The sequence below is a fragment of the Pedobacter duraquae genome, from assembly GCF_004362245.1.
GTDB classification, from domain to species: domain Bacteria; phylum Bacteroidota; class Bacteroidia; order Sphingobacteriales; family Sphingobacteriaceae; genus Pedobacter; species Pedobacter duraquae.
In genome coordinates, this window is the sequence record NZ_SNWM01000001.1 from 1,293,214 (window position 1) to 1,317,350 (window position 24,137).

General features: G+C 40.6%; 20 protein-coding genes and 1 tRNA gene. 13 read left to right on the forward strand and 8 right to left on the reverse strand.

Annotated features, from left to right (window positions below):
• Positions 1 to 27 precede the first annotated feature (27 nt).
• From CLV32_RS05570 to CLV32_RS05580, 3 genes are all read left to right on the forward strand, one after another.
• A complete protein-coding gene (locus CLV32_RS05570) occupies positions 28 to 1,698 on the forward strand; it encodes a tetratricopeptide repeat-containing sensor histidine kinase (RefSeq protein ID WP_208110952.1) in 1,671 nt (556 codons plus the stop codon).
• Positions 1,699 to 1,706: 8 nt separating this feature from the next.
• The gene (locus CLV32_RS05575) at positions 1,707 to 2,378 is read left to right on the forward strand and encodes a response regulator (protein ID WP_317130238.1); all 672 of its coding nucleotides are present in this window, start codon (positions 1,707 to 1,709) and stop codon (positions 2,376 to 2,378) included.
• 73 nt (positions 2,379 to 2,451) lie between these two features.
• Positions 2,452 to 3,516, forward strand: coding sequence for a type I restriction endonuclease (locus tag CLV32_RS05580; protein ID WP_133553218.1), 1,065 nt, complete (start codon positions 2,452 to 2,454; stop codon positions 3,514 to 3,516).
• Between the two features lie 372 nt (positions 3,517 to 3,888).
• Here the strand turns inward: CLV32_RS05580 and CLV32_RS05585 are convergent, their stop codons facing one another.
• Positions 3,889 to 4,614 carry a GDSL-type esterase/lipase family protein gene (locus CLV32_RS05585; protein ID WP_133553220.1) on the reverse strand — a complete coding sequence of 242 codons (726 nt, stop codon included), beginning with the start codon at positions 4,612 to 4,614 and terminating at the stop codon, positions 3,889 to 3,891.
• A gap of 257 nt (positions 4,615 to 4,871) precedes the next feature.
• Between CLV32_RS05585 and CLV32_RS05590 the strand changes: the two genes are divergently transcribed.
• Together CLV32_RS05590 and CLV32_RS05595 are read left to right on the forward strand one after the other, a co-directional pair.
• The gene (locus CLV32_RS05590) at positions 4,872 to 7,190 is read left to right on the forward strand and encodes a patatin-like phospholipase family protein (protein WP_243732240.1); all 2,319 of its coding nucleotides are present in this window, start codon (positions 4,872 to 4,874) and stop codon (positions 7,188 to 7,190) included.
• Complete coding sequence (locus CLV32_RS05595; protein WP_133553222.1) at positions 7,187 to 7,714, forward strand: hypothetical protein; 528 nt, start codon at positions 7,187 to 7,189, stop codon at positions 7,712 to 7,714. Before CLV32_RS05590 ends, CLV32_RS05595 begins: the two co-directional genes overlap by 4 nt.
• Here the strand turns inward: CLV32_RS05595 and tamL are convergent.
• Entirely contained in the window at positions 7,711 to 10,095 is a 2,385-nt protein-coding gene (gene tamL, locus CLV32_RS05600) for a translocation and assembly module lipoprotein TamL (protein WP_133553224.1), read from the reverse strand. The genes CLV32_RS05595 and tamL overlap by 4 nt on opposite strands.
• Between tamL and CLV32_RS05605 the strand changes: the two genes are divergently transcribed.
• The 3 genes from CLV32_RS05605 (at position 10,086) to CLV32_RS05615 (ending at position 11,167) form a co-directional block, all read left to right on the forward strand.
• On the forward strand, positions 10,086 to 10,835 hold the full coding sequence (locus CLV32_RS05605; RefSeq protein ID WP_133553226.1) for a TrmH family RNA methyltransferase: 750 nt from the start codon (positions 10,086 to 10,088) through the stop codon (positions 10,833 to 10,835). The genes tamL and CLV32_RS05605 overlap by 10 nt on opposite strands.
• Before the next feature lie 49 nt (positions 10,836 to 10,884).
• Positions 10,885 to 10,958 (forward strand) — tRNA-Cys (locus CLV32_RS05610).
• Positions 10,959 to 10,993: 35 nt separating this feature from the next.
• Positions 10,994 to 11,167, forward strand: coding sequence for a spore protein (locus CLV32_RS05615; protein WP_133553228.1), 174 nt, complete (start codon positions 10,994 to 10,996; stop codon positions 11,165 to 11,167).
• 63 nt (positions 11,168 to 11,230) lie between these two features.
• Here CLV32_RS05615 and CLV32_RS05620 read toward each other — a convergent pair whose 3' ends face one another.
• Positions 11,231 to 12,259 (reverse strand): quinone-dependent dihydroorotate dehydrogenase, encoded by a 1,029-nt coding sequence (locus CLV32_RS05620; RefSeq protein WP_133553230.1) that lies wholly within the window; start codon positions 12,257 to 12,259, stop codon positions 11,231 to 11,233.
• Positions 12,260 to 12,319: 60 nt separating this feature from the next.
• Here CLV32_RS05620 and CLV32_RS05625 point away from each other — a divergent pair, with 60 nt between their 5' ends.
• Positions 12,320 to 14,230 carry an ABC-F family ATP-binding cassette domain-containing protein gene (locus CLV32_RS05625; protein WP_133553232.1) on the forward strand — a complete coding sequence of 637 codons (1,911 nt, stop codon included), beginning with the start codon at positions 12,320 to 12,322 and terminating at the stop codon, positions 14,228 to 14,230.
• Positions 14,230 to 15,492, forward strand: coding sequence for a type IX secretion system plug protein (locus tag CLV32_RS05630; protein ID WP_133553234.1), 1,263 nt, complete (start codon positions 14,230 to 14,232; stop codon positions 15,490 to 15,492). Before CLV32_RS05625 ends, CLV32_RS05630 begins: the two co-directional genes overlap by 1 nt.
• On the opposite strand, the gene CLV32_RS05635 is transcribed toward CLV32_RS05630, so the two are convergent.
• Positions 15,493 to 16,983, reverse strand: coding sequence for an alpha-amylase (locus CLV32_RS05635; RefSeq protein WP_133553236.1), 1,491 nt, complete (start codon positions 16,981 to 16,983; stop codon positions 15,493 to 15,495).
• Between the two features lie 77 nt (positions 16,984 to 17,060).
• On the opposite strand from CLV32_RS05635, the gene CLV32_RS05640 reads away from it, so the two are divergent.
• Together CLV32_RS05640 and CLV32_RS05645 are read left to right on the forward strand one after the other, a co-directional pair.
• Positions 17,061 to 17,585 (forward strand): acyl-CoA thioesterase, encoded by a 525-nt coding sequence (locus tag CLV32_RS05640; RefSeq protein ID WP_133553238.1) that lies wholly within the window; start codon positions 17,061 to 17,063, stop codon positions 17,583 to 17,585.
• 9 nt (positions 17,586 to 17,594) lie between these two features.
• Positions 17,595 to 18,785: a cation:proton antiporter gene (locus CLV32_RS05645; protein ID WP_133553240.1), complete on the forward strand. Its 1,191-nt coding sequence runs from the start codon at positions 17,595 to 17,597 to the stop codon at positions 18,783 to 18,785.
• Here CLV32_RS05645 and CLV32_RS05650 read toward each other — a convergent pair.
• The 4 genes from CLV32_RS05650 to holA form a co-directional block, all read right to left on the reverse strand.
• Positions 18,782 to 19,348 carry a hypothetical protein gene (locus CLV32_RS05650; RefSeq protein WP_133553242.1) on the reverse strand — a complete coding sequence of 189 codons (567 nt, stop codon included), beginning with the start codon at positions 19,346 to 19,348 and terminating at the stop codon, positions 18,782 to 18,784. The genes CLV32_RS05645 and CLV32_RS05650 overlap by 4 nt on opposite strands.
• 88 nt (positions 19,349 to 19,436) lie before the next feature.
• A complete protein-coding gene (locus CLV32_RS05655) occupies positions 19,437 to 19,841 on the reverse strand; it encodes an EVE domain-containing protein (protein ID WP_133553244.1) in 405 nt (134 codons plus the stop codon).
• Positions 19,842 to 19,922: 81 nt separating this feature from the next.
• The gene (locus tag CLV32_RS05660) at positions 19,923 to 22,484 is read right to left on the reverse strand and encodes a zinc-dependent metalloprotease (RefSeq protein ID WP_133553246.1); all 2,562 of its coding nucleotides are present in this window, start codon (positions 22,482 to 22,484) and stop codon (positions 19,923 to 19,925) included.
• Between the two features lie 82 nt (positions 22,485 to 22,566).
• A complete protein-coding gene (gene holA, locus CLV32_RS05665; protein WP_133553248.1) occupies positions 22,567 to 23,592 on the reverse strand; it encodes a DNA polymerase III subunit delta in 1,026 nt (341 codons plus the stop codon).
• 55 nt (positions 23,593 to 23,647) lie between these two features.
• Between holA and CLV32_RS05670 the strand changes: the two genes are divergently transcribed.
• On the forward strand, positions 23,648 to 24,109 hold the full coding sequence (locus CLV32_RS05670) for a type I restriction enzyme HsdR N-terminal domain-containing protein (RefSeq protein ID WP_133553250.1): 462 nt from the start codon (positions 23,648 to 23,650) through the stop codon (positions 24,107 to 24,109).
• Positions 24,110 to 24,137 lie beyond the last annotated feature (28 nt).

Consider the following 24,137-nt stretch of genomic DNA (forward strand, 5'->3'; position numbering starts at 1 on the left):
TTTTTATATTTGAGAAAACCAATCTCATTGAAAAAGACGCTACTCCTCTGTGTATTCATTTTAATTACCATGGGTTGTTCAAAAAAACAACCTAGAAAAGTAGGCATTTTAGTTAAAGATCCAGATTACATCAAAGCGAAGTCTTTATTTTCAAAGAACAAAGATTCTGCATTTTACTACTTTAACAAAGTAGCAACGAGCTCCCGAGATAGCCTGAGTACAGCATTCGCGTACAACTATATGGCATGGATACAAAATTACGCCGGAGACAATTTTGGTAGCCAGGAAAGTCTGCTCGCCTCCCTAAAATTCCTTGATGAACGGAATCCCAAACATTTAAGTTGTCTATCATCAAATTACAATGAATTAGGATCTACCAGTTTTAATCTGAAAAACTATGATGCAGCGATATTTTATTATGATTCTGCTCGTCGTTACACAAATGACAAAGAAGACTTAATTACTAACGCGAATAATATAGGGTTAGTATATCAGGAAAAACGGAACTATAATCGAGCGATCAAAATATTTTCCGGGATTCTTCTACAATCCAAAGAAACCCCAAAAATATATGCCAGGATATTAACAAATTTGTCCTATACAAAGTGGCTTCAAAATCCCGCTTACAATCCTGAACCAGAGTTACGCAAAGCACTAAGTATTCGGGAAGCAGAAAATGACGAATGGGGCTTGAACTCAAGCTATGCTCACTTAGCAGATTATTATACCAGTAGAAATATATCCGCGGCACTATTTTATGCTAAAAAAATGCATCACATCGCCGTAAAGCTAGACAGCCCTGATGATCAACTCGAAGCCCTTCAAAAACTAATACAGCTCAGCCCTCAAACCGACACCAGAAGATACTTTACTATATATCACAAATTATCGGATAGTTTGCAAACAGCACGGAATACTGCTAAAAACCAGTTTGCCCTGATTCGTTATGAGGCTCAAAAAAGTAAATCCGAAAATCTACAGCTCCAAAAAGAAAATACAATAAAAAGATATCAGATCTTCGCACGAGAACTCCTAATATTAGGGATAGCTTTATTTTCAATATGTGCCTTTGTATTCGCCGTAATTTGGTTTAAACGAAGAAAAAGGCTCATGGAAATTAGTGCGCGAAACGCACTTCGTGATAGCCAGTTGAAAACTTCAAAGAAAGTACATGACGTCGTCGCAAACGGCCTTTATCGTGTAATGACCGAAATAGGAAACCGCCCCGGTATTGATAAAGAAGAGGTTTTAGATAGAATAGAAACCTTGTATGAAAAATCACGCGACATATCTTATGAAAACCCTAATAATTTAAAAAACTTCAACGAAGTTATTTCTGAGCTATTAATTTCATTTGCTACAGAGGACACTAAGATCCTGATTGCAGGGAACAATTCTGCACTTTGGAAAAATGTCAGCGACACAATCAAATACGAATTGGAACACATTCTACAGGAGCTCCTCGTTAATATGAAGAAACATAGTCAGGCTACAAATGTTGCCCTTAAGTTTGAGCATGATAAAGATCGCATTAATATTTACTACACTGATAACGGCGTAGGCATGCCAAATGGAGTTCAGGAAAACAATGGAATCAGGAATACGGGAAACCGTATAGCTACGGTTGGTGGAGCAATTATCTTTGACACCAAAGTTGAAAAAGGCTTGAAAATTCAGATCACATTTCCTAATCCTTAACCATAATTATGATGTTTAGAAGAGTATTAATTGCAGAAGACCACGAAAGCGCAAATATATCAGTACAAAAGACACTAGCTGATCTGGAAATCACAAATACTCAATACACCTATTATTGTGATGATGCTTTTATGCACATTAAGAAAAGTCTGCTATCAAATGAAGAACCCTTCGACCTGATAATCACTGACCTTTCGTTCGAAGAAGATCACCGGCCTCAGAAACTTACTGGAGGTACCGAACTCATTCAGGCAGTTAGAGCAATCCATCCAACTTTAAAAATCATCGTGTTTTCGGCCGAGAACAAAGCCGCCATAGTAGATGCTCTTGTTAGAGAATCAGGAATTAACGGTTATGTACGTAAGGCTCGAAACGATGCCAAAGATTTGAAAGCTGCTATAGAGGCCGTTTCTAAGGGAAAATTGTACCTTTCTGCTGATCTCAGGCAAACGGTAAAGCAAAAAAATGCTTATGAGTTTACTGAGTTTGATATCACTATCATCTCTTTACTTTCAAAAGGCACACTTCAAAAAGAAATACCAGCATATCTACTTCAAAACAACATCAAACCTTCTGGCTTAAGTAGTGTAGAGAAACGGCTCAATCTAATGAAAGAGGAACTTTCTTTTTCTAAAAACGAGCAGTTAGTTGCATATTGTAAAGACTTCGGAATTATTTAATTGGTTTACGGTTTCCAGTAAGAAAACACCTTCAAGACCTGATAGCTTTGATACTAACAAAACTAAGCATATCATGGATCTTAAACTTAAGCTAGAACAACTTCATCAACGGGTAGTAGGATTGAAAGATCACATTAATACCGAAGAGGCGACTAAAAACGCTTTTGTGTTGCCTTTTATCCAAATCCTCGGTTATGACATCTTTAATCCTACGGAAGTTGTGCCGGAACACATTTGCGATATCGGCACAAAGAAAGGAGAAAAAGTTGATTATGTAATCCGTAAAAATGATGAGCCGATTCTGATTTTCGAATGTAAACATTGGAAAGAAAATGCTGATGCACATAATTCTCAGCTGCACCGCTATTATCATGTGTCAAAAGCTAGATTCGGCGTGCTTACAAATGGTACGGTATACAATTTCTACACGGATTTAGAAAAACCAAATATCATGGATGAAAAGCCTTTTTTTACCATCGATATTGAGGATCTAAAAGATAGCTCTATAAAGATCCTTGAAAGCTTTACAAAAAATCAATACAGCCTGGAAACTATTCTCGATTCGGCAGAAGCACTTAAATATATTAAGGCAATAAGGAAAGAATTTGAAAAAGAGATAGAAAGTCCATCCGATGAACTGGTCAAATTACTTGTAAACAGATTCTTTGAAAAGCCGCTGACAGCAAACCGCATGGTTGTTTTTAAGGAATATACAAAAAAAGCATTGACGATCTCGATTAACGAATCTATCAGTGACCGGCTTAAGTCAGCTTTGAATATTAACGAGAAAATAGAGAAGAGAGATGATACCACTGCGGGTCCCATTAACGAGAATCCGGATGTAGACAAAATTATTACCACGGAAGAGGAACTCGAGGCATTTCAAATTGTGAAGGCAATTCTGCGTGAGAAGATTCCTTCGACCCGAATAGCTCCTCGAGATACGCAATCCTATTTTGGCGTTCTGCTCGACGACAATAACAGGAAACCCATCTGTAGATTCCACTTCAATACCGCAAAGAAATATTTGGAAACATTTCACAATGGAAAAGATGCGGGTGAAAAGACGCAATTACATAGCCTAGATGAACTATATGGCTACCGCCAGCAGCTGCATCAAACGCTAGAGAATTACTAAGCATCAAATTAGATTATCCATAGAAAAAATTAGCTCTCAAAGAAATGCCGGGGATTGCTTTAAAGTTCACACCTTGGACTAAGCAGTCCCCCATTTTGAAAACAGGACGTTAATCATAAAGTTACCCAATAAGATATAATAGATTCGATTAACGCTTATGAAAATCCTTTTCATTCTTCTTTTAATAAGTTGTTCAACAACTTCTCCTAAACAACTCGTATATATCTGTAACAGCGGAAATGCGACAAAATATCACTATTCTGCTACCTGCCGGGGACTGGGTACCTGCCAGTATAAGGTAACGAAGATCTCCTTAGAAGACGCTAAGAGCAAAGGAAAAACACTTTGCAAATGGGAAGGTAACTAAATGATTTACTTCAGCGCCTTTGCAATTGCCTGATCGGTAATCGCTTCCATAATTTTGTATCCTTTTAAATTAGGGTGAACGCCGTCAACCGTCAATTCTTCTTTTTGTCCATTCACCTCGTTTACAAAAGGTGTAAAATAATCAAGCAGTACTAACTTCTCCTGCGTTGCATAAGCCCTGATTAATTTATTCAGGGCAATAATTTTATCGGCTGGTTCTAATCCTTTTCTCCATGGGTAGTCAATGATCGGCAGATATGCGCATAGAATAACCTTAATCTGATTGGCCTTAGCAAGTTCCACCATAGACTTAATATTATCCATAATACGTTCATTGGTAATGTGCCCGGTATTAGCAGCGATATCATTGCTGCCGGCGAGTATGATTACAGCCTTTGCTTTAATATCGATCACATCTGCACGAAAACGCAGCAGCAACTGTGGAGAAATCTGGCCTGCAATTCCTCTATCAACATACGCTTTACCGGCAAAATATCCGGGATCTTTCTGCTTCCAGAATTCAAATACAGAACTACCAAGAAAAACAACTCTTTTTTCCCCTTGCTTGGGCTCCCCCAGTGCAGTATTTTCTTTTTGATATTTGGATAAATTTGCCCAGTCGTCCTTAAAATCTTCTTTTGCGGGCAAGGTTGTTGAAGTTTGTGCATTATTATTCTGAGAACATGCAACATTAACAATCAGCGATAAAAAAAGAATCAGCTTAAACTTCATAAAAAAGCGGTTTGATAAATGACAAACCTAAATAATTAGCCGTTAAAAGCAAACGTCTATTTGATCCGCAGCCGATTTTCACTTAAAAAAGTGCACAAAAACACCATTCCTTACGGTATAAACAAGGATTACAAAGGGCTTACCCACACATATCCCAGACATAGCGCAGGGAATACCTCTGTTATGCCTGTTTAATGCGTTTTTTAAAAATTTCATTTTTAGACCCATTTGGGTTTTAAAACTGCTATTTTTAGGATATGAAGTGCTTTAGTCCAATTCTGATCATGCTGCTTTGCTTTTTGAGCTTATCTATGCAGGCACAGAAGGTTGGATTGGTTTTTAGTGGTGGAGGTGCCAAAGGCCTCGCTCACATCGGCACACTCAAAGCACTCGAAGAAAACCACATTCCTATTGATTACATTACAGGAACCTCTATGGGTGGAATTGTCGGTGCCATGTACGCTGCCGGATACAGTCCGGCGCAGATTGAGGCTATTGCGCTGAGCAAAGATTTTCAGGATTGGGTAACAGGAAAATACACAAGTGATTTCAGTTTTTTCTTTCAAAAAAACAACCCTAATTCTTCAATCATCACAGCCAAACTCACGATAGACACCAGCTTAAGACTGAGTTTCAGATCGGCTCTTGTTAATGACATACCGCTCAATTTTGCACTTTTGGAGCTATTCTCGCAAGCCTCCGCTATTTCCAAAGATAATTTCAACAATCTTTTTGTCCCCTTTCGTTGCATGGTGTCTGATGTACTCTCGCAAACCAGCATTACAGTGGCGAAAGGTAGTCTGGCCGAAGCTGTTCGGGCAACAATGACTGTCCCTCTGGTGTACCGCCCTATCAAGCTTGATGGAAAATATGTTTTTGATGGCGGTCTTTATAATAATTTCCCTGCCGATGTGATGAGGAGAGAATTTCATCCGGATTATATTATTGGTGCCAATGTATCATCTAAGACTTTTAATGAATATCCGAAAGGGTCTGACGAAAGATTGATGAACAGGCTGATGATTTACATGTTTCTATCTAAGTCGGACTCCACGCTAATCGGTGACAAGGGGGTTTATATTCAGCCAGACCTGAAAGATTTCAGCGTAACTAATTTCAACCCGGTGGCAGATATCATTAAGCAGGGCTATGATGCCACCATGGCCAATATGGAGCAGATCAAACGCGAGGTAAACAGAAGGGTAAGTCCGCAGAGTTTATTGAATAAAAGAAATACATTTAACAACAAGAAACCCGATTTGCTGTTTAGCGACATTAAAGTGACGGGTGTGAACAGTCAGCAGAAACGGTACATTGAGCGTCTTTTCAGACGCGACAAAGCTAATTTTAATCTCGATGATATTAAACAGGGCTATTACAAGCTGGTTGCGGATGAAACATTCGAGACTATTTATCCAAAAATATCTTACAATGCCGCTACCGATAGCTATAACTTCGAGATCCTTGCGCAGCCACGTAAAAGCTTCAAGATAGATTTCGGCGGAAATATCTCAACCCGGCCAATCAGTAATGTCTTCCTTGGGTTGCAGTATAATTATCTGGACCGTAAGGCTTATGCGTTCGGGGCCAATTTTTATTCGGGTAGGTTTTACGAATCTGCACAGCTCAACGGCAGAGTCGACTTTCCCTCCAAACTCCCACTGTTCCTGGCTGCAGAGTTAACTTACAATCACTTTAACTTCTTTAATTCGAGTCAGATTTTTATCGAGAACCCACACCCTACCTACATAGAGCAGTCGGACAGAAAAATAGAAATCAAGGGCGGCTTTCCACTCAATAGAAACACCAGGATTACACTCGGAACTTCATTTATCAATAATACGGACGAATATAGCCCAACAAATACATATGCAGTGGGGGATGTATTGGATCAGACAATCTTCAACGGGTCTAGAACAGCTTTAACCTTTGAGCAAAATACGTTAAACTATAAGCAGTACGCCAGTCGCGGCCGGGATTTCCTTTTTAGCTTGAATTACTTCGCAGGAAGAGAAAACTATACACCCGGAAATATTTCAAGGAATACAAATTTATTAGACAAGCCCGGTATCAAGCGGACATATCGCGACTGGTTAAATTTAAAGGTAAGTGACGAGAATTATTTTTTTCACAAGGGCAAATACACCATGGGATATTTGGTTGAAGGTGTTGTATCAAACCAACCATTGTTTTCGAATTACTATTCCACCCTTATTGCGGCTCCTGCATTTTATCCGCTACAAGACAGCAGGTCACTTTTTCTGGAGAAGTTCCGGGCAACAACCTACCTTGCCGGAGGAATTAAAAACATATTCAAACTCAGCAGAAACATCGAAGCCCGCGTGGAAGGATATTTGTTTCTTCCATACAAAGAGTTCCAGCAAGAAGGCTTCCAGGAAGTGGAGAATACTAAAGCATTTCATAAAAGCTACTATGCGGGCACAGCAGGGCTTGTTTATCATACGCCTGTTGGGCCAATCAGCTTCAGTTATAATTTATATGATGACCCGGTAAAAAGAAACGGGGTTTTACTACATTTGGGTTATCTTATTTACAATAAACGATCTATCGAATGAAACGCTACCTATTCTTACTTTTGCTAGCCATAAGCAGTTCTGCTTTTAGTCAGAAAGTAGACATCAATAACTTTATTGTAAAGGAAAGTCTGTTAAAAAACAGCAAACTAGCTATTATTGCGGCCGACTCGCTGGAGCAACCACTCGAACAGATCAACGGCTTGTATACGTTTAGTGTGAGTGGCTTCAGTCAGCAACTTAAATTTAATGGCGGTGTGGCCGTAGTTCCGTTGCAGCTGGAGCGGTCATCTTTTGTGTACATCAAGCATGAGAACGACCGCGGTACACATAGCAAGTTATTGTATGTTTACAAAAAAGATGGAAGTTTAACGCCTTATCAGATCAGCAGCATCTGGCTGATTATCTTTCCAGTGATCATTATTGTGATGATCTTTGCGTTTAGAAGGTTCATCATTATAGGTGTCATCCTCTTACTTGTTTTTATCTATTTTAACCACAGTAACGGACTTAGCGTCGGTACTTTCTTCGAAACGATATTTGACACACTCAAACGAGCGTTTTAGAAAGGCAAGCCGATACCGAAGTTATATTGGATAAAGCGATAACCGTCGGGACTATGGCTTTTATAATAATCGTTTTTAAACTCTTTGCCACCACTGAGATACTTGCCTATGACCCATTGATCTGATCCGGTAAACTGTGGATCCTTAAGTTTCAAGCCTACATCGAACCTAAATACAAAATAGTCGAGATCATACCTAAAGCCTAGTCCTGTGCCTATCCCAATCTGGTTACCTAGCTCCTTAAACTTAAAATATGTTTCTGGCTGTGGATTTCCTGGCGAAATGTTCCATACGTTTCCGGCATCTACAAAGAAAGCTCCTTTTAATACAGCGCCGAAGAATTTATCAAGTAACAGGTATCTATACTCCAAATTGGCCTCAAGATGCATCTGGCCTAACTGGTCTATACCATATAGCGTTCGCCTGGCTTCTTCAGTTGCAATTCGGGTAGCCCGGTTATAATTACCCGGTCCGAGCGTCCGGGCTTGCCAGGCACGTATCCCATTGGATCCTCCTGCAAAAAACAATTTCTCAAATGGTATAGCAGTTGAATTTCCATAAGCATAACCTACACCTGCATTTACTCTGGCCACAAACTGCCTGCTCCCACCCAGATTCCGGTACATCCGCAAATCAACTTCGGGGCGAACATACTGATTGTAGGGCAAACCGAGGATCGTAGCATAGTCGCCTTGTGACACATCATTCTTTGAACCGAAAACCTTTGTTACACCCTGTAATAAGTTACCAGCCATATCGATATTGCCCCTGAAATAGAAAAAGTCATGATTCAGCAAAAGTTTATTTGCATTCAGCGTATAGGTGTACTTCACACCGAGCGTGATGTCCTTCCTGTCCAACAACTTGATGTTATATGAATTTGCAAGTATCAGTGCCTTTCCATCAGCGGTAGTGGTATCGATAAGCAAGCCACCAAACCTGTACTCAAAATTGAGCGGCGTCAATGAGTGTAATTTAGATTTCGTTTCTACCCAATCGTATGTAAAGGAGGTTAAAAACACCCTTCTATCAAAAAAACCTTTTTGCAATGAGTAGACATAACTGGTAGAGAACGTAGTGTAAGGCATCCCATTTTTACCCATCATCGGGATGTCGAAAGGCACCATCAATCTAGGTACAGACAGGTTGGCACTTAAGGAGAAGTCGCGCTGATAGATATCACTGAACAATGACCCACCGTTTCCAATCCTGGACTGAAGCCCACCCTTAACCTGGAACTCGAAGCGTTCTGCGCCTCTAAATATATTATTATTGGTATAGGTATTACTCAAAGTAAAACCAACTGTCCCGGCATTAAAGGGAACCTCCCCTTCAATCCTGTTGCTCATTCTCTTTTGGGGGATAAGCCGGATAACCGGTTCAACCTTATTAGAACTATCTTTAGCTTTCAAGTAGTCTATTTTAACATTCTTAAAAACATTGAGCTCGTAGAGCCGATCATATGTTAAACTTTCATTAGTCACATTATAGATCTCTCCTTCTTTAATGAAATCATACCGTGTAATCGGATTTCTTCTGAAATGTCCGGACATATCGGTATAACGAATCCCACGCGCAATTCTGGGGTTTAATTTTACGGTATCCATCGATGGTGGAAAGCCATCTGTTGAAGGTGCTATTAAGATATTGGTCTCGCCTATTGTAAAAACGGAATGCGCTTTTTTTCCCTCCGGATTATCAACAATGACCTTGACATTGACCTTGTTATTATTCAAATTAGAATCAACTGAATATTTTACATAAGGGCGAAGGAAATCAAAATAGCCATTCTGTTTCATCACTTCATAGATTTTCTCCCTTTCATACACCAGAGAATCATCGTCATATTGCATGCCTGCATGAAGATGGGTGAAGTTATTTTTATTTTCCAGGTAGACTTTTTTTAGCGTTGAATCAGGAATCTCATAAGTAAATCTATTTACAGAAAACGGGGTACCAGGGTCAGCTTTAAAGAAAACTTTAGCCCTTTGATCTTTGACTTCGATTTCAGATTTTACTTTCGCCTTAAAATAGCCTTTACTGATCAGGAACTTCTCGATCTGCGCTCTTGAAATCTCTACCAGTGCACTATCAAGCAACGGTGCCGGTGTTCCAACCGATTTGGTTTTAAACAGACCATAAAAAATGTTGTACAAGCCAACATTTATACCGAACCTGGGAGCCGGCCGGATGTCTTTCTGTACATAATTGTATGCTTCTTCATCAAAGGCCTTGGGAACACTGTCGATCTCTACCTTTTTCATGACCGATTGGTAGTCCTGAATGTACTTTGTAGAAGAGCATGCCGTGGCGAAAAGAATAATAAATAGTAATATTGCAGAAAACTTGTGCTTCTTTATCAAATCAAGGTATGCTTTCAAAATCTCAGATAGGTTTTATTAAATCGTTACATCAAAAAAAGTACCGTAAAGAACATGGAATTTTTATTATTGAAGGAATAAAATCAATTCTGGAATTTATTCCTTCAGCATTCCAGATCCATACGATCTGTTATTTACCACAATATCAGTCTTTACTGCCGAAACTACCTTCAAATATAAAGTTATTTGAAGTAAACAACGCCGAACTGGAAAAGATTAGTACGTTGCAGGCTCCACAAGGCGTGCTGGCATTGGTACATATTCCAAAAGAAAGCAATTATTCCATAGCGGATCTTAAAGGAAAATATAACCTGGTACTGGATGGCATACAGGACCCAGGGAATCTGGGAACCATCATCAGGACTGCCGATTGGTTTGGCTTTACTCAGGTGATCTGTTCAGAAAACACGGTTGATGTTTACAACCCTAAAACGGCACAGGCAACTATGGGTTCTTTGGCGAGGGTTAAGATTTGGTATACTGACCTGGAGATTTTACTTAAAGAAACTGATGTTCCAGTTTATGGGGCAATGCTGGACGGCAAAAATCTGTATGCGGTAAACTGGAGTCCGGAAGGTATCGTTTTATTGGGCAACGAAGGACAGGGTGTATCGGATGCCATAGGTGCTTTGATCAACGAATCCATCACAATTCCGAAGGTCGGCGCTGGTGAGTCTCTGAATGTTGCCATTTCCGCAGCGATCATTTGTTCGGAAATTAGCAGAATTTTACAGAAATAAATTGCATAGTAACTTATAATTGCTATTTTTGCAGCCTGAATTTAAACAGGGTCGAGTGGCCGAGTGGCTAGGCAGAGGTCTGCAAAACCTCGTACAGCGGTTCGAATCCGCTCTCGACCTCCAGATTTTTATTAATTAAAAACATAAAGCTTAAGACAATGGCAGTTACAAGATTAAAAAGAAAAGACAGAAAAAATAAAACAACTTCACGTTTGGAAGTTAAGACTTTGAAATTAGCAACTAACATTGAATTGGGAAGCCGTTCACGTCAGTCAACTACAGATCAATTGGCTATCAACAATGCATTACTTGCTAAATTAGCACAAGCATAATTGATTTAATTCAAGGCATAAAAAAACCGCTGTTTCACACAGCGGTTTTTTTATGCCTTATTTTTAGACTAAAGCCTTGCAAATTCGTTTTACCAATTCTGGGCCTTCATAAATAAAGCCTGTATATAGTTGGATCAGGGAAGCCCCCGCCGCAAGTTTCTCTTTGGCATCTTCGGGAGAATGGATACCCCCCACCCCGATAATTGGGAACGCTCTGCCCGACTTGTCGGACAGATAACGGATAACTTCTGTAGACCGTTGTGTTAGTGGCTTGCCACTTAGGCCGCCCATTTCTGCAGTCGATTTATCTGTGCCTGACAGTTTAGACCTATCTATAGTCGTATTGGTGGCTATTACCCCGGCAATTCCAGTTTCTTTAACAATGTCGATAATATCATCCAGTTGCTCGTTGGTCAGATCTGGCGCTATTTTCAATAGAACTGGTCGAGTGATACCATTTTTTCCATTTCGTTGTTGCAGCGCATTCAGTATCGCCGTGAGTGGGCCTTTCTCCTGCAACTCCCTCAAACCGGGTGTATTTGGAGAACTTACGTTAACCACAAAATAATCGACCACATCAAACAGTCTGTCGAAACACTTGATATAATCGCTGACAGCATCTTCATTAGGAGTATTTTTATTTTTACCGATGTTTCCACCAATCACAATGTCAGCATCATTTTCGCGCAGCAATCGTAATCGTTCAGCAAGGATATCGACTCCTTTATTGTTGAAACCCATCCTGTTGATCAATGCATCGTTGTCTGTGAGCCTGAACATCCTGGGCTTATCATTTCCAGGTTGCGGAAGTGGTGTAACAGTACCCACCTCGATAAAACCGAAACCAAGGTTACTCAAAACTTCTACATATTCTCCGTTTTTATCAAAACCTGCGGCAAGCCCTACCGGATTCCTGAATTTGATTCCAAAAACCTCTCTTTCAAGTCCTTTAATATGGACATCAAAGCTGCTGCGCAGTATTGTTTTGCCCAGGGGAAAATAATCATTGAACCATTTGAGTTTGTCGGTTACAAAATGGTGAACCTTTTCTGGATCAAAACGAAAGAAAACAGGTTTAATTAAACGATACATGCCACGAAGATAGGACGTTTGTATAAAAATTGCGTCTAAAAATCGTATTTTTGCAGCAACATGATTTCTATAAACGATTTAACCTTCCTTATTGGCTCAAGAGCCTTATACGATGAAGCAGACTGGCATATCAAACCGGGTGAAAGAATTGGCCTTATTGGCGCTAATGGTACCGGTAAGTCTACACTGCTAAAGATAATTGTCGGCGAGTATGCGCCTTCATCAGGCTCGATATCAATGGCCAAAGACCTAAAAATCGGTTATCTGAACCAGGATTTACTTTCTTACGATTCACACCACAGCATATTACATGTAGCTATGGAAGCTTTTGAGCGCCAAAACCAGCTACATGATGAAATTGAAGAGTTACTTAAAACGATAGAAACTGATTACTCAGAAGAAGTTTTAAACAAGCTTAGTGATAAGCAGCAGGAGTTCGAAGCCTTAGACGGTTATAATATTGAGTACAGGGCGAATGAAATCCTTGCTGGTCTTGGATTCAGTACAGCTGATCAGCACCGTCCATTGAATACGTTTTCAGGAGGCTGGAGAATGCGGGTGATGTTGGCTAAGATCCTATTGCAGACACCTGACATCCTGTTGCTGGATGAGCCTACCAACCACATGGATTTACCCTCCATTAAATGGCTGGAGACTTACCTGATGGGCTTCGAAGGAGCGATTGTAATTGTTTCTCACGATAGATACTTCCTGGATAAGGTAGTTAATAAAATTGTAGAATCCCGCAAAGGTAAATTAACTCCGTATGCAGGTAACTATAGCTTCTATCTGGAGGAAAAAGCGCTACGTGGAGAGATTCAAAAAGGTGAATTTAAAAACCAGCAGGCTAAGATTAAACAAGAAGAACGTTTGATCGAGCGTTTCCGTGCTAAAGCTTCTAAAGCTAAAATGGCACAGTCGCGCATGAAAGCATTAGACAAGATGGAACGTGTAGAAGATGTTGACGATGATAACCCAACGGTTAACTTCAAGTTCAAATTCTCTAAACCTTCAGGCCGCCATGTGATCAAAGTAGAAGATGCCACAAAAAGCTACCCTAATGTAGATATTCTGGAAAATGCTGAAGGACTGATTGAGAAAGGTGACAAAATTGCGTTGATCGGTGCCAATGGTAAAGGTAAATCCACTTTGCTTAGAATTATTGCAGGAGCCGAAGGTTTTGAGGGTAAGGTAGAGACTGGTCACAATGTAACTACAACCTTCTTTGCTCAGCATCAGTTGGAATCTTTACATCTGGGCAATACCATTTTAGAAGAGCTGCAGGCTTTTGCACCCAAACATACAGACACAGAATTACGTGGTATCCTGGGATGTTTCCTGTTTACCGGGGATGATGTGTTTAAGAAAATCAGGGTTTTATCCGGAGGAGAGAAATCGAGGGTTGCTTTGGCTAAATCGCTAACTACAGATTCTAACTTCCTGATTCTCGATGAGCCTACAAATCACCTGGACATCCAGTCTGTAAACATCCTTATTCAGGCATTACAGCAGTATGAAGGCACTTTTATCTCCGTATCTCACGATAGGTATTTCCTGGATAACGTAGCAAATAAGATCTGGTTTATTGAAGATAAAGACATCAAAGAATATCCAGGCACCTATGCTGAGTATGAAGAATGGAATAGCAAAAGACCGCCAGCGGCACCGACCACGATTCCTGTAAAGGCACAAAAAGAAGTGAAGCCTAAGGTGGCGGAAGAAAAACCTGCTAACCAGCAATCTCAGTTAAAAAAATTAAACGAGCAGTTACAGAAAAGAGAAAAAGAAATCTCTGACCTTGAAACTCAGGTTAAGGAGATTGAAACAGAGCTTGCAGACGATCAGGTGTATGGCAACCCGGCGAAACTCGCTGAAGCCAATAAGAAATATCAAGGCGCCAAGCAGGAACTCGATAAAGCCCAGAAAGTTTGGGAAGATCTTGCTGCGGAAATTATGGAAATAGAAGGCTAATGAAGAAATTGGGGGGACTGCTTTTAATACTGACCGCCTGTATGCACTTTGCTGTTGCACAACAGCCCTTTGCATACGAGAATAAGGTTTACCAGCCACAGATAAAAACTGTGATCTGTGCGAACAGCAACAAGGAGCAGTCCCTACCCGTTATACTTCTCAATTCAGGAGAACAGATCGATTTTTCTTTTGATGATCTGGATGGAGGAAGTAAAAACTATTGGTATACGATAGAACACTGCACATCCGACTGGAAGTCATCAAGGCTCTCGCCGCTGGATTACCTGAATAGTTATGCTGATGATCGGATTGTGGATTATGAATATTCGTCAAACACCTTACAAAAGTTTACGCATTATAGTCTGAGGTTTCCCAATCAGCAAATTGCGCCTAAGCTAACAGGCAACTACCTATTAAAAGTATACCTGGATGGAAATATTCAGAACGCGGTGGTATCCCAACGTTTTTATGTAGTAGAGAATCTTGTAAACGCGGGGATCGAAATTGTTCCCAGTTCACAGGTTCCTTTACGGTCTACCAACCAAAAGATCAATTTCACTATCTTCCATACTATTCCTATTCAAAATCCGTATACCGATATCAAAGCGGTACTGATGCAGAATGGTATCAGTCAGACGGCAATTACGAATACTAAACCCACGTTTGTGAGACAGGGTGCCATCGTTTATAATGATCTGCTCAGCAATGATTTTCCCGGAGGCAATGAGTTCAGGAAGTTCGACATCCGAAGTATCAGGTACAAGGGAGAACATGTGCAGGAGATTCTTAGAGATACCGCTTTAAACGTATTTCTATTTGCCGATGGTGGTAGTAACTCCCGCTATGCCAGCGTATATGATGAAAATGGAAACTTCTTTATTCGTAATCAGGATGGCAGAGATCAAAATACTGATAGTGATTACGCCCATGTATTATTCACACTTAGTGCAAAGCCGCCTGCCGGCAAAGGGGATGTATATGTTGCAGGACGATTTAACGATTATGCCATAAACGCTGAAAACAAAATGACGTTTGACGCAGGAAGGAATCGTTTCTACACAAGCATTTTTTTGAAACAGGGTGTTTACGACTACAAATATTTCTGGAAAGATGCCGAAACCGGCAAGGTTAACGACATCTTTTTCGAGGGCTCTTTTTTTGAGACCGACAATACCTATCAGGTATTTGTATATTACCGCAAGCCCGGTGGACGTTGGGATGAGCTTATCGGCTATACGAATGTCAGCAACAAAAGAAGGTAATTAATCCTTTTTCAAAACCCATACCGCAACACTTTCTCCATCACAATGGAAATCTCCCCAGCCTTCGTCATTAATATGAACGCTGTCTTTACGTCGACCTAAAGCATCGATAAATTCCTTGCCGGTATGTTCGGCACCAACCTCCATTGTTTTCCAGCCTTCATCGCCATTGCTCATTACTACAGCAATAGCCGATCCTTCGTGTTCCTCATCACCAGATCGTGTCCAACCGATACAATTGGGATGATCAAAGTAATCCCGCTGCATGCCATAAGATAAACGCTTGCGAATATCTGTCAGCACTGTTAGCTCAGGCAGAAATACCAGCTCTACTTCAACCGTTTCACCTTCAGCATTTTGATCGCTGTACTTACATCCGTACAAATCCGGAAAAAATACACATGGGATACCCTGCTCACGCAATAAGATGAGGGCATAGCCCAAAGGCCTGAACCAATATTCCACATAAGACTCCAGTGCCTGTAAGGGCTGTGAATCGTGGTTATCAACAAAAGTGATTGACAAGTTTGGATGGGTTTGCGTTAAAGTACCTTCGAAGATTTTAGTCAGGTCGTAGCCCTGCCGTTCATCTCCCGCCCGGTGAAAATTCATATGCAAAAGCGAGTCAAAAAGCTGCATCCGCCCTTCAGTTTCATCGACATATTGTTGCAGGATATGCACTTCATCAGTGATCCAATTTTCGGCAACGATGAAGAACTTCTGATCAAAAGTTGCATTCATGTGGTCAATCCACTCGTTTAAAAAACCGGTTGAGATATGCTTCACCGCATCTAGCCTGAACCCACGCATACCACATGTTTTATAATACCATTCACCCCAACGTTTCAGCTCTTCACGCACTTCCTTGTTGCGGAAGTCGATATCGTTAAACATCAGATAATCATAGTTACCCATTTCAGATGATGGCACCTCTTCCCAGGCATCGCCATACTGATTCTGTATGGAAAAGATGCCTGTTTCTTTAAGGTCTTCTGCCCAGTCTATTCCACTGAAGCAATGCTGATCCCAGATAAACTCAGAATATTTCCCCTTTCTGCCAGGGAAAGTAAACTTCGTCCATGCATCAATTTCGAATACATCTGAAATAAACTGATTCCTGTTGTCCGGATTTACCCGGCGCACCGGAATCCTTTCCAGCTCATCAGCGCCGGCCTTGTGATTTACCACCACATCGGCCATTACCGTAATGTGCCTATCCTGCAAGGTCTTTATCGCATTAATATATTCATCTTTAGACCCATACCTGGTCACAACGGAATTCTTTTGGTCAAACTCACCTAAGTCATATAGGTCATAACAATCATATCCTGTGGAGGTAACACCTGAGGTCGACTTGTACGCTGGCGGCAACCATACCATGGTAACTCCTATTTCTTCTAAATGCTGAGCTTCTTTAGCAGCTTTAACCCAAAGCTTTTCTTCTTCATTATAATACCAGTGAAAATACTGGATCAGTGTTTCATTAACCATTCTTTAAGTTTAAGCTTGTTTGGAAGGGACGATACCATAACACGTTTCTTACATTTTTGTTTACTTTTGCGGTTAACATGAGCATTAAACATAAAAACCCAACGCACTCATTCACGATCATGAATGAGCTTGTATTACCTAATGATACCAATACCCTAAATAATTTAATGGGTGGCCGGCTTTTACATTGGATGGATATTGCGGCGGCTATTTCTGCCCAAAAACACTGCAACAGAATTGTTGTTACCGCTTCTGTGGATAATGTTTCTTTCAAACAACCCATTAAACTGGGTGATGTGATCACTATTGAAGCCAAGGTAACACGCTCTTTCAATACTTCTGTAGAGGTGCGGTTAGATGTATGGGCAGAAAATATTCCTTCAGGTGCCCGGGCTAAATCGAATGAAGCGTATTATACTTTTGTAGCGGTAGATCAAAGTGGCCGGACAATACCTGTGCCTGAACTTGTACCGGAAACAGCAGAGGAAATTGAACTATATGCCGGCGCTTTACGCCGCAGGCAGCTGAGATTGGTATTATCAGGAAAGATGCTCCCTGAAGACGCCAATGAACTTAAAGCACTATTTTTTAAAGCAGAATAACCGGGAAATATGACCACGTATACGATACTCATCATCTTAAGCGCTCTGGTCATTTTTTCTTACTTATTTGACCTTGTAGCCAGCAAGACCAAGCTACCATCAGTACTTCTATTATTGATTTTAGGAATCGGCCTAAGGTTATTGGTCGACAAGCTTCAGCTACACACCTTCGATTTTTTAAAGATCCTTCCCACATTGGGCACTGTTGGGCTGATCCTTATTGTTTTTGAAGGATCTTTGGAATTAAAGTATGAGAAACAAAAAAACCAGCTGATCAAAGGCGCTTTCTTATCCGCGATGATTATTCTGATCGTAACTGTTAGTGTGATTACCTTTATTATTTACCAGATCACTGGACACGCCTTATACATCTGTTTATGTAACGCTATTCCCTTTAGCGTGGTGAGCTCCGCTATAGCCATCCCCTCCGCTGCCGCACTCAGGAGCAAAGGAAAGGAGTTTATTATTTACGAATCTTCCTTTTCGGATATCCTGGGGATTATCCTTTTCAATTTCTGTATCTCTAACCAGCAGATTTCTATTTCTTCCTTTACCGGACTAGCGATGAGTACAGGTCTGATCCTTTTTTTTTCTGCAATTTCCTGTGTGCTGCTGCTTTACCTGATGGGTAAATTATCGCATCACATTAAATTCTTCCTTATTTTGTCTATTCTGATCCTGGTATACGCTATCGGGCAGTCTTATCACCTTTCGTCATTGGTATTGATACTTTCATTCGGGTTATTCCTGAACAATGCAGACACGATTCAGCATGCATGGTTCAGGGCTATATTTATTTACAAAAATCTATCGACAGATCTAACGCAACTACATCAGCTTTCGGCAGAGACAGCCTTTATCATCCGGACTTTTTTCTTTGTTATTTTCGGCTTCACAATGAATATCTATGAACTGAATAACAGAACCGTGTTGGCGAATGGGTTTTTTATATTAGTCAGCATTTATGTAATCCGTTTGATCTACCTGAAAAGTTTCAGAAAGGAAAACAGCCAGACAGAACTGTTTATAGCACCGCGTGGACTAATCAGCATCCTGCTGTATTATAATCTTCCAGCAGAGCTCAAAATACCCGAGATAGGCGCTTCTTTCCTGTTCATGGTAGTATTGGGAAGCAGCCTGGTTATGAGTGCCGGATTACTTGCATCCAGAAAGGGAATTATGAAACCGGAAGAGAATTAGTTTTCTTTGCTTGCGATAACAGAAAGCGTGCTATTTTCAGGTTCTGCCTGATAGCGTAAAGCATGGATATTTAAAGCTGTTAGCTCTGATTTGTACTTTGCCGTGTTATGGTCAATCTCAATAAATCGAACGCTGCCATTAAATATGCTGCTTACCGTAGAGGTTACGCTGTTTAAAGCGGTATTATATACGCAGGTAACGATTCGTCCACTCAGTTCTTCTTCGATCGTTGGATCTTTCTCGCCCCATTTACGAACAGGAACCATTTTATTGGAAACCTTTACGAAGCGGTCATTGTAAGGATCATAATTCAGAAACTTCCTGTATTTCGAATTCTTACGAATTTCCTTCAGATTGATGCTTTCTACATCTGCCGAAGCGACGTAGATTGTATTTTTTTCTGTTTTAAGACAAATGCTATCTGCTGAAGCCTCATAGAGTACGCCCTTAAAAGTTTCCTTATCTGTCTTTACTATAGCAAGATAAGGCTTAACCTGAGCATATACACTACTTAGCGTAAGGCACATTAGTGCAGACAATAGCGTATAAACCCGTTTTCCCATATATTACTTTTCATTTGTAAGATACTAGATTAACGGGTTAATGTCAAATTTTGTTTCAATATTGTCAATAAAAAGTAATAATATAAATCTAAGAGCCCATTTCCAGGATCTTATCAAACTCATTAGCTTTGAGTTGCATCACTGAAAGTCGGCCTTGTCTGATCAGAGAAATATCTTTGAGGCTTTCTTCAGCCTTAATCTGTTCAAGACTGACAGGATGTTTGAGGCTTTCGACAGGCGAAAGGTCTACAACTACCCAATTAGTATCGTCAGTTGTAGGATCCTGATAAAATTCCCGAACTACTTTTGCGACACCCACTACATTTTTGCCTTCGTTGCTATGGTAAAAAAGCACTAAGTCTCCCTCCTTCATTTCTTTGAGGTTATTACGTGCCTGATAGTTTCTTACGCCATCCCAGAAGGTGCGTCCATCTTTATTAAATTGTTCCCAACTGTATTTAAAAGGCTCAGATTTGACCAGGAAGTAGTTCATGCTGCAAATTACGCTAAAAATAAGCAAACAAAAAAAGGGGATATCTCAGCGATATCCCCTTTAAATAACAAAAGTTTAAAATTATCCTTTAGGATCCAGTGCGGTTTCTATACGCTCTGAAAGATCCTGTAAGTGATACTTACTTAAACCTGTAGCCTGAGGCGTTGCAGATTTGATTGCAGTATCAAGATCTTTTAATTGTGCTTTAACAACTGATAATACGTCACTTTGAGTGGCAGTAAGTTCTCCGCTGTTTACAGCTCCGCCTCTACCTACCTGAATTGCAGCACCTGTAGAAACAGCAACTGGTTTTAGGATAGTAATCAATCTTGCCACATAAGCTTTCTGCAAATTACGACGGTATACATCGATAGCCTGACCGCTTTTCAGTTCAGAGAATACAGAACCTTGCAAGTCTGAGAACAGGTCAGTGATTTTATAGGCAGGCGCTCCATCTGTAGCTTCAGCAGAAACCAACTTAGTTAATGTACCTACGCTTAACAGACGATTGATTATAGGTGTTTGGAGTTTGTTTACCACTTCAAGGGCATCCAATCCTGTGTTATCCAGAATAGTCTGATTTAACAACCATTTTGGCGTAGTAAACAGATTCTGATCAAGAAACGTCATCGCTTCTTTTTGCGTAGCTGCTGGTGTTCTCTGATAGATTGTTCCCGCTTCTTCTACGGTTTTAGGGGTTTCATAGATACCGCCCACGTTTTTAGCAACATGCCCCATATATCTTGAAAACTGACCTGTAAGTTGTCCGTACATATTGGTAAGGTCATCATAACCTTCGTTGGCACTCTTAGTCCATTCCGGCAATTTAGCCAAAATCACTTTCAGGTTTTTGATACCGTAGGTACTTGCTACCATAGCGTTATCTCCTAAATCTTCGTTCTGAGAACGTGGATCATCAGGATTTGTTTCAGTACCGAACCACAGACGGTGGTTTTTCAGTTTTTCAACTGTCATCTTGTTTAAGGTAGCCTGTTCAGCCGCCGGAGTTTTAAATTCTGGCAACAAGCCGTACCCCCATTGGATAGCCCAAAGATCATAATCACCGATGCGTGGATACAAACCTTTACTTGAAATATTATCTTCAGGTTGCGCTACGTAATTGAAACGTGCGTAATCCATAATTGAAGGTGTGTGACCGTTTGCTTCTACAAAAGCTTTATCACGCAATTTCTCTACAGGAACTGTTGAACTTGATCCGTAGTTGTGACGAAGACCCAAAGTATGGCCCACTTCGTGGGATGATACGAAACGGATCAGATCTCCCATCAGCTCATCGCTGAAAGTCATTTTACGTGCACGTGGATCAACTGCTGCAGTTTGGATCATATACCAGTCGTGCACCAGTTTCATTACGTTATGGTACCAGTTGATATGACTTTCCATAATCTCTCCACTGCGTGGATCTGAGATACTCGGACCGCTGGCATTAGAAATTTCAGATGGTTTATAAACGATTGCAGAGTGTGTTGCATCATCCAGACTCCAGGTAGAATCCTGTTTTGCTGTTGGCGCTTCTTTTGCAATAATTGCGTTTTTGAAGCCGGCCTTCTCAAAAGCTTTCTTCCAATCATTTACGCCAGCCATTAGATATGGCACCCATTTTTTAGGGGTTGCAGGGTCAATATAGAACACAATTGGTTTAATCGGCTCTACGAGTTCCCCTCTTTTGTATTTTGCCATGTCTGCAGGCTTAGGCTCCAATCTCCAGCGTTTGATCAGGTCCAGTTCTTTTACTCCCTGAGGATTCAGATCGAAATCGGTATAACCTACAGTGAAATAGCCTACACGCGGGTCAAAATAGCGCGCCTGCATAGGAACTTTAGGAAGAATAACCAACGAGGTATTTAATTCAACAGTATTTGATCCTGCTGATGCACCACCGCCTCCCATTGGAGCTGCGCCACCAAATGGAGAAGGTGCAGCAGTAAGGCTATAGGTTTTTACAGTATTGATTTCCACGTTTAACGGGAAACTTCTCACACCAAGGATATAGCTTCTGTCTGATAGCTGAGCGCCCAGTCTGAAGCGTGTTTTAGCTGCAGGAGATCCGAAGTTAAAGATATCATTATCAGAATTGATGTAATCAGTCATATCGATTACACTTCCTTTTTTATCATTGGTATAGGCAGCGATAGGAAATGCTGCTGCAATAGCCTGAATGTTTGAATTTTTTAAACTCTGATACATTGCAGTAGTACTATCAGGACCATAGGTTCTGAATGATACTTTACGCATAAAAATTCTATTGTTGGGACCTTTTTCGAAACGGATTACTGAGCTTCCAATCTGGTCGCCGGCATATCCGGAAGCAGCTCTTACTTCAGCTCCTGCCTTTGAAATACGACTTACTACCAGGATATCTCTTCCCAGTGTTGAATCGGCGATCTCAAAGAAAAATTTGTCATCCAGACGATGCGTAGTGATCATCCCGCGACGGGTTACCGCTTTATCTGTAATTACAGTAGCATAAGGTTTAGGGGTTGCCCTGGCAGGAGCGTTTACCGCACCAGGAGCTCTCCGGGTACTATCACCTCCTGCTGGTAGTGTAGTAGGACGATTTTGCGCATAGACCGCCGAAAGGGAGGCTATGGTAAGCAGTGAAAAAATAAAACTTCTTTTCATTTATTTAGGTTTAACTTGAAGCGTTAAATGTAAGCTAACAATCCTAAATAGATAAGGTAAAATCTATAACTTTCCAGTTACATTAGTGCAGCATTTTAAATAATAGTTCCTTTAATAATTCCCCATCGGTCGTATTTCCCGTGCTTTCTACTCCTTTGCTTTTCAAATCATAGGTGCGAAGCAACCTGATGATATCAAAAACCTTGTTGAGGTTATAATTTCTGGCTGCCATCTCATAATCTTTCACAAAAAACGGGTTTACACCAAGTTCTTTTGCTGCATCATGTTTATTCTGAAGGTAATGATATTTGAGCACCTTTGAAAAGTAAGCGTTAAGATTCGCCATTACCATCACCATAGGGTTACTTTTAGGATTATCGGCGAAATAATTAATGATTTGATTGCACTTCAGTACATTTTTTGTCGCCAGCGCTTTCTGCAATTCAAAAACGTTATACTCTTTACTGATTCCGATATTTTTCTGAACCAGGTCTATATCAATGGTTATTTCCTTTGTAATGTTCAGCAAGAGCTTTTCAACTTCGTTGGAGATTTTGGAAAGGTCTGAGCCCAAATATTCTGCCATCAGTGCCGCTGCCTGGGGAGCGATCTTGTAGCCTTTCTCAGCCACTAGGTCCTCAATCCATTGTGCCAGTTTATAATCGCGTACGGGATCCGACTGAAATACAATTCCCGACTTAGAGATAGACTTAAAGATACGCTTACGCTTATCAAAATTTGCGTACTTGAAGCCCAGTACCAATATTGTACTCGGCAGTGGATTTTCAAAATAACTCTGTACAAATTCTGCCTCTTTACTACTGCCCTCTGTTTCTTTACCCCACTTCAGATCCTGAGCCTCCTTAATTACAATCAACTGATAATCAGACATCATTGGATAGCGTTTAGCGGCATTCAGGATAGTGGCCATGTCAGTATCCTTACCATATAACACAGTCTGATTAAATCCTTTTTCCATGTCGTTTAGCACAGTATCTTCCATATAATGGATAATCTGGTCTATATAGTACGGTTCCTCACCGTGCAGTAAGTAAACGGGCTTGAACTTTCGGGCCTTAAGATCTTTTAGGATTGCTGATGCACTCATATTTTATCCAAATGTAAACCCTAAATACTAAATATTAAAGGTTATTTTTGCACAAATGAAGTTTACGCCTACAGTGCTCAACCTTCCGGAACACCCTTTCAGGATCACGCTGAAAGACAATCAGCATTTCATTTTTGATGAGCTGAGGAAAAAGCACCTTGTCCTGAGCCCCGAGGAGTGGGTGCGTCAGCACTTTATACAACACCTGATCAAAGACAAAAAATTTCCACGCTCGCTCATACAGATCGAAGGTGGCTTGACGTTGAATAAGCTCCAAAAACGGACTGACATTGTTGTTTTTAACACAAGCGGTCAAAGGATAATGGTTGTGGAGTGTAAAGCACCGCATGTAAAGATTAACCAGGCTGTATTTGATCAGGCTGCCAGGTACAACTCCGTACACAAAACGCCATGGCTAGTTGTTACCAATGGTTTGGTGCACTGTTATGCCCACATAGACCATGTTAAAGAAACATTTCTTTTTGTGGAACACTTGCCGGAGTATCAGCAATTGTAAATTAAGTTTTTTAGTCGCTTTATTTTGG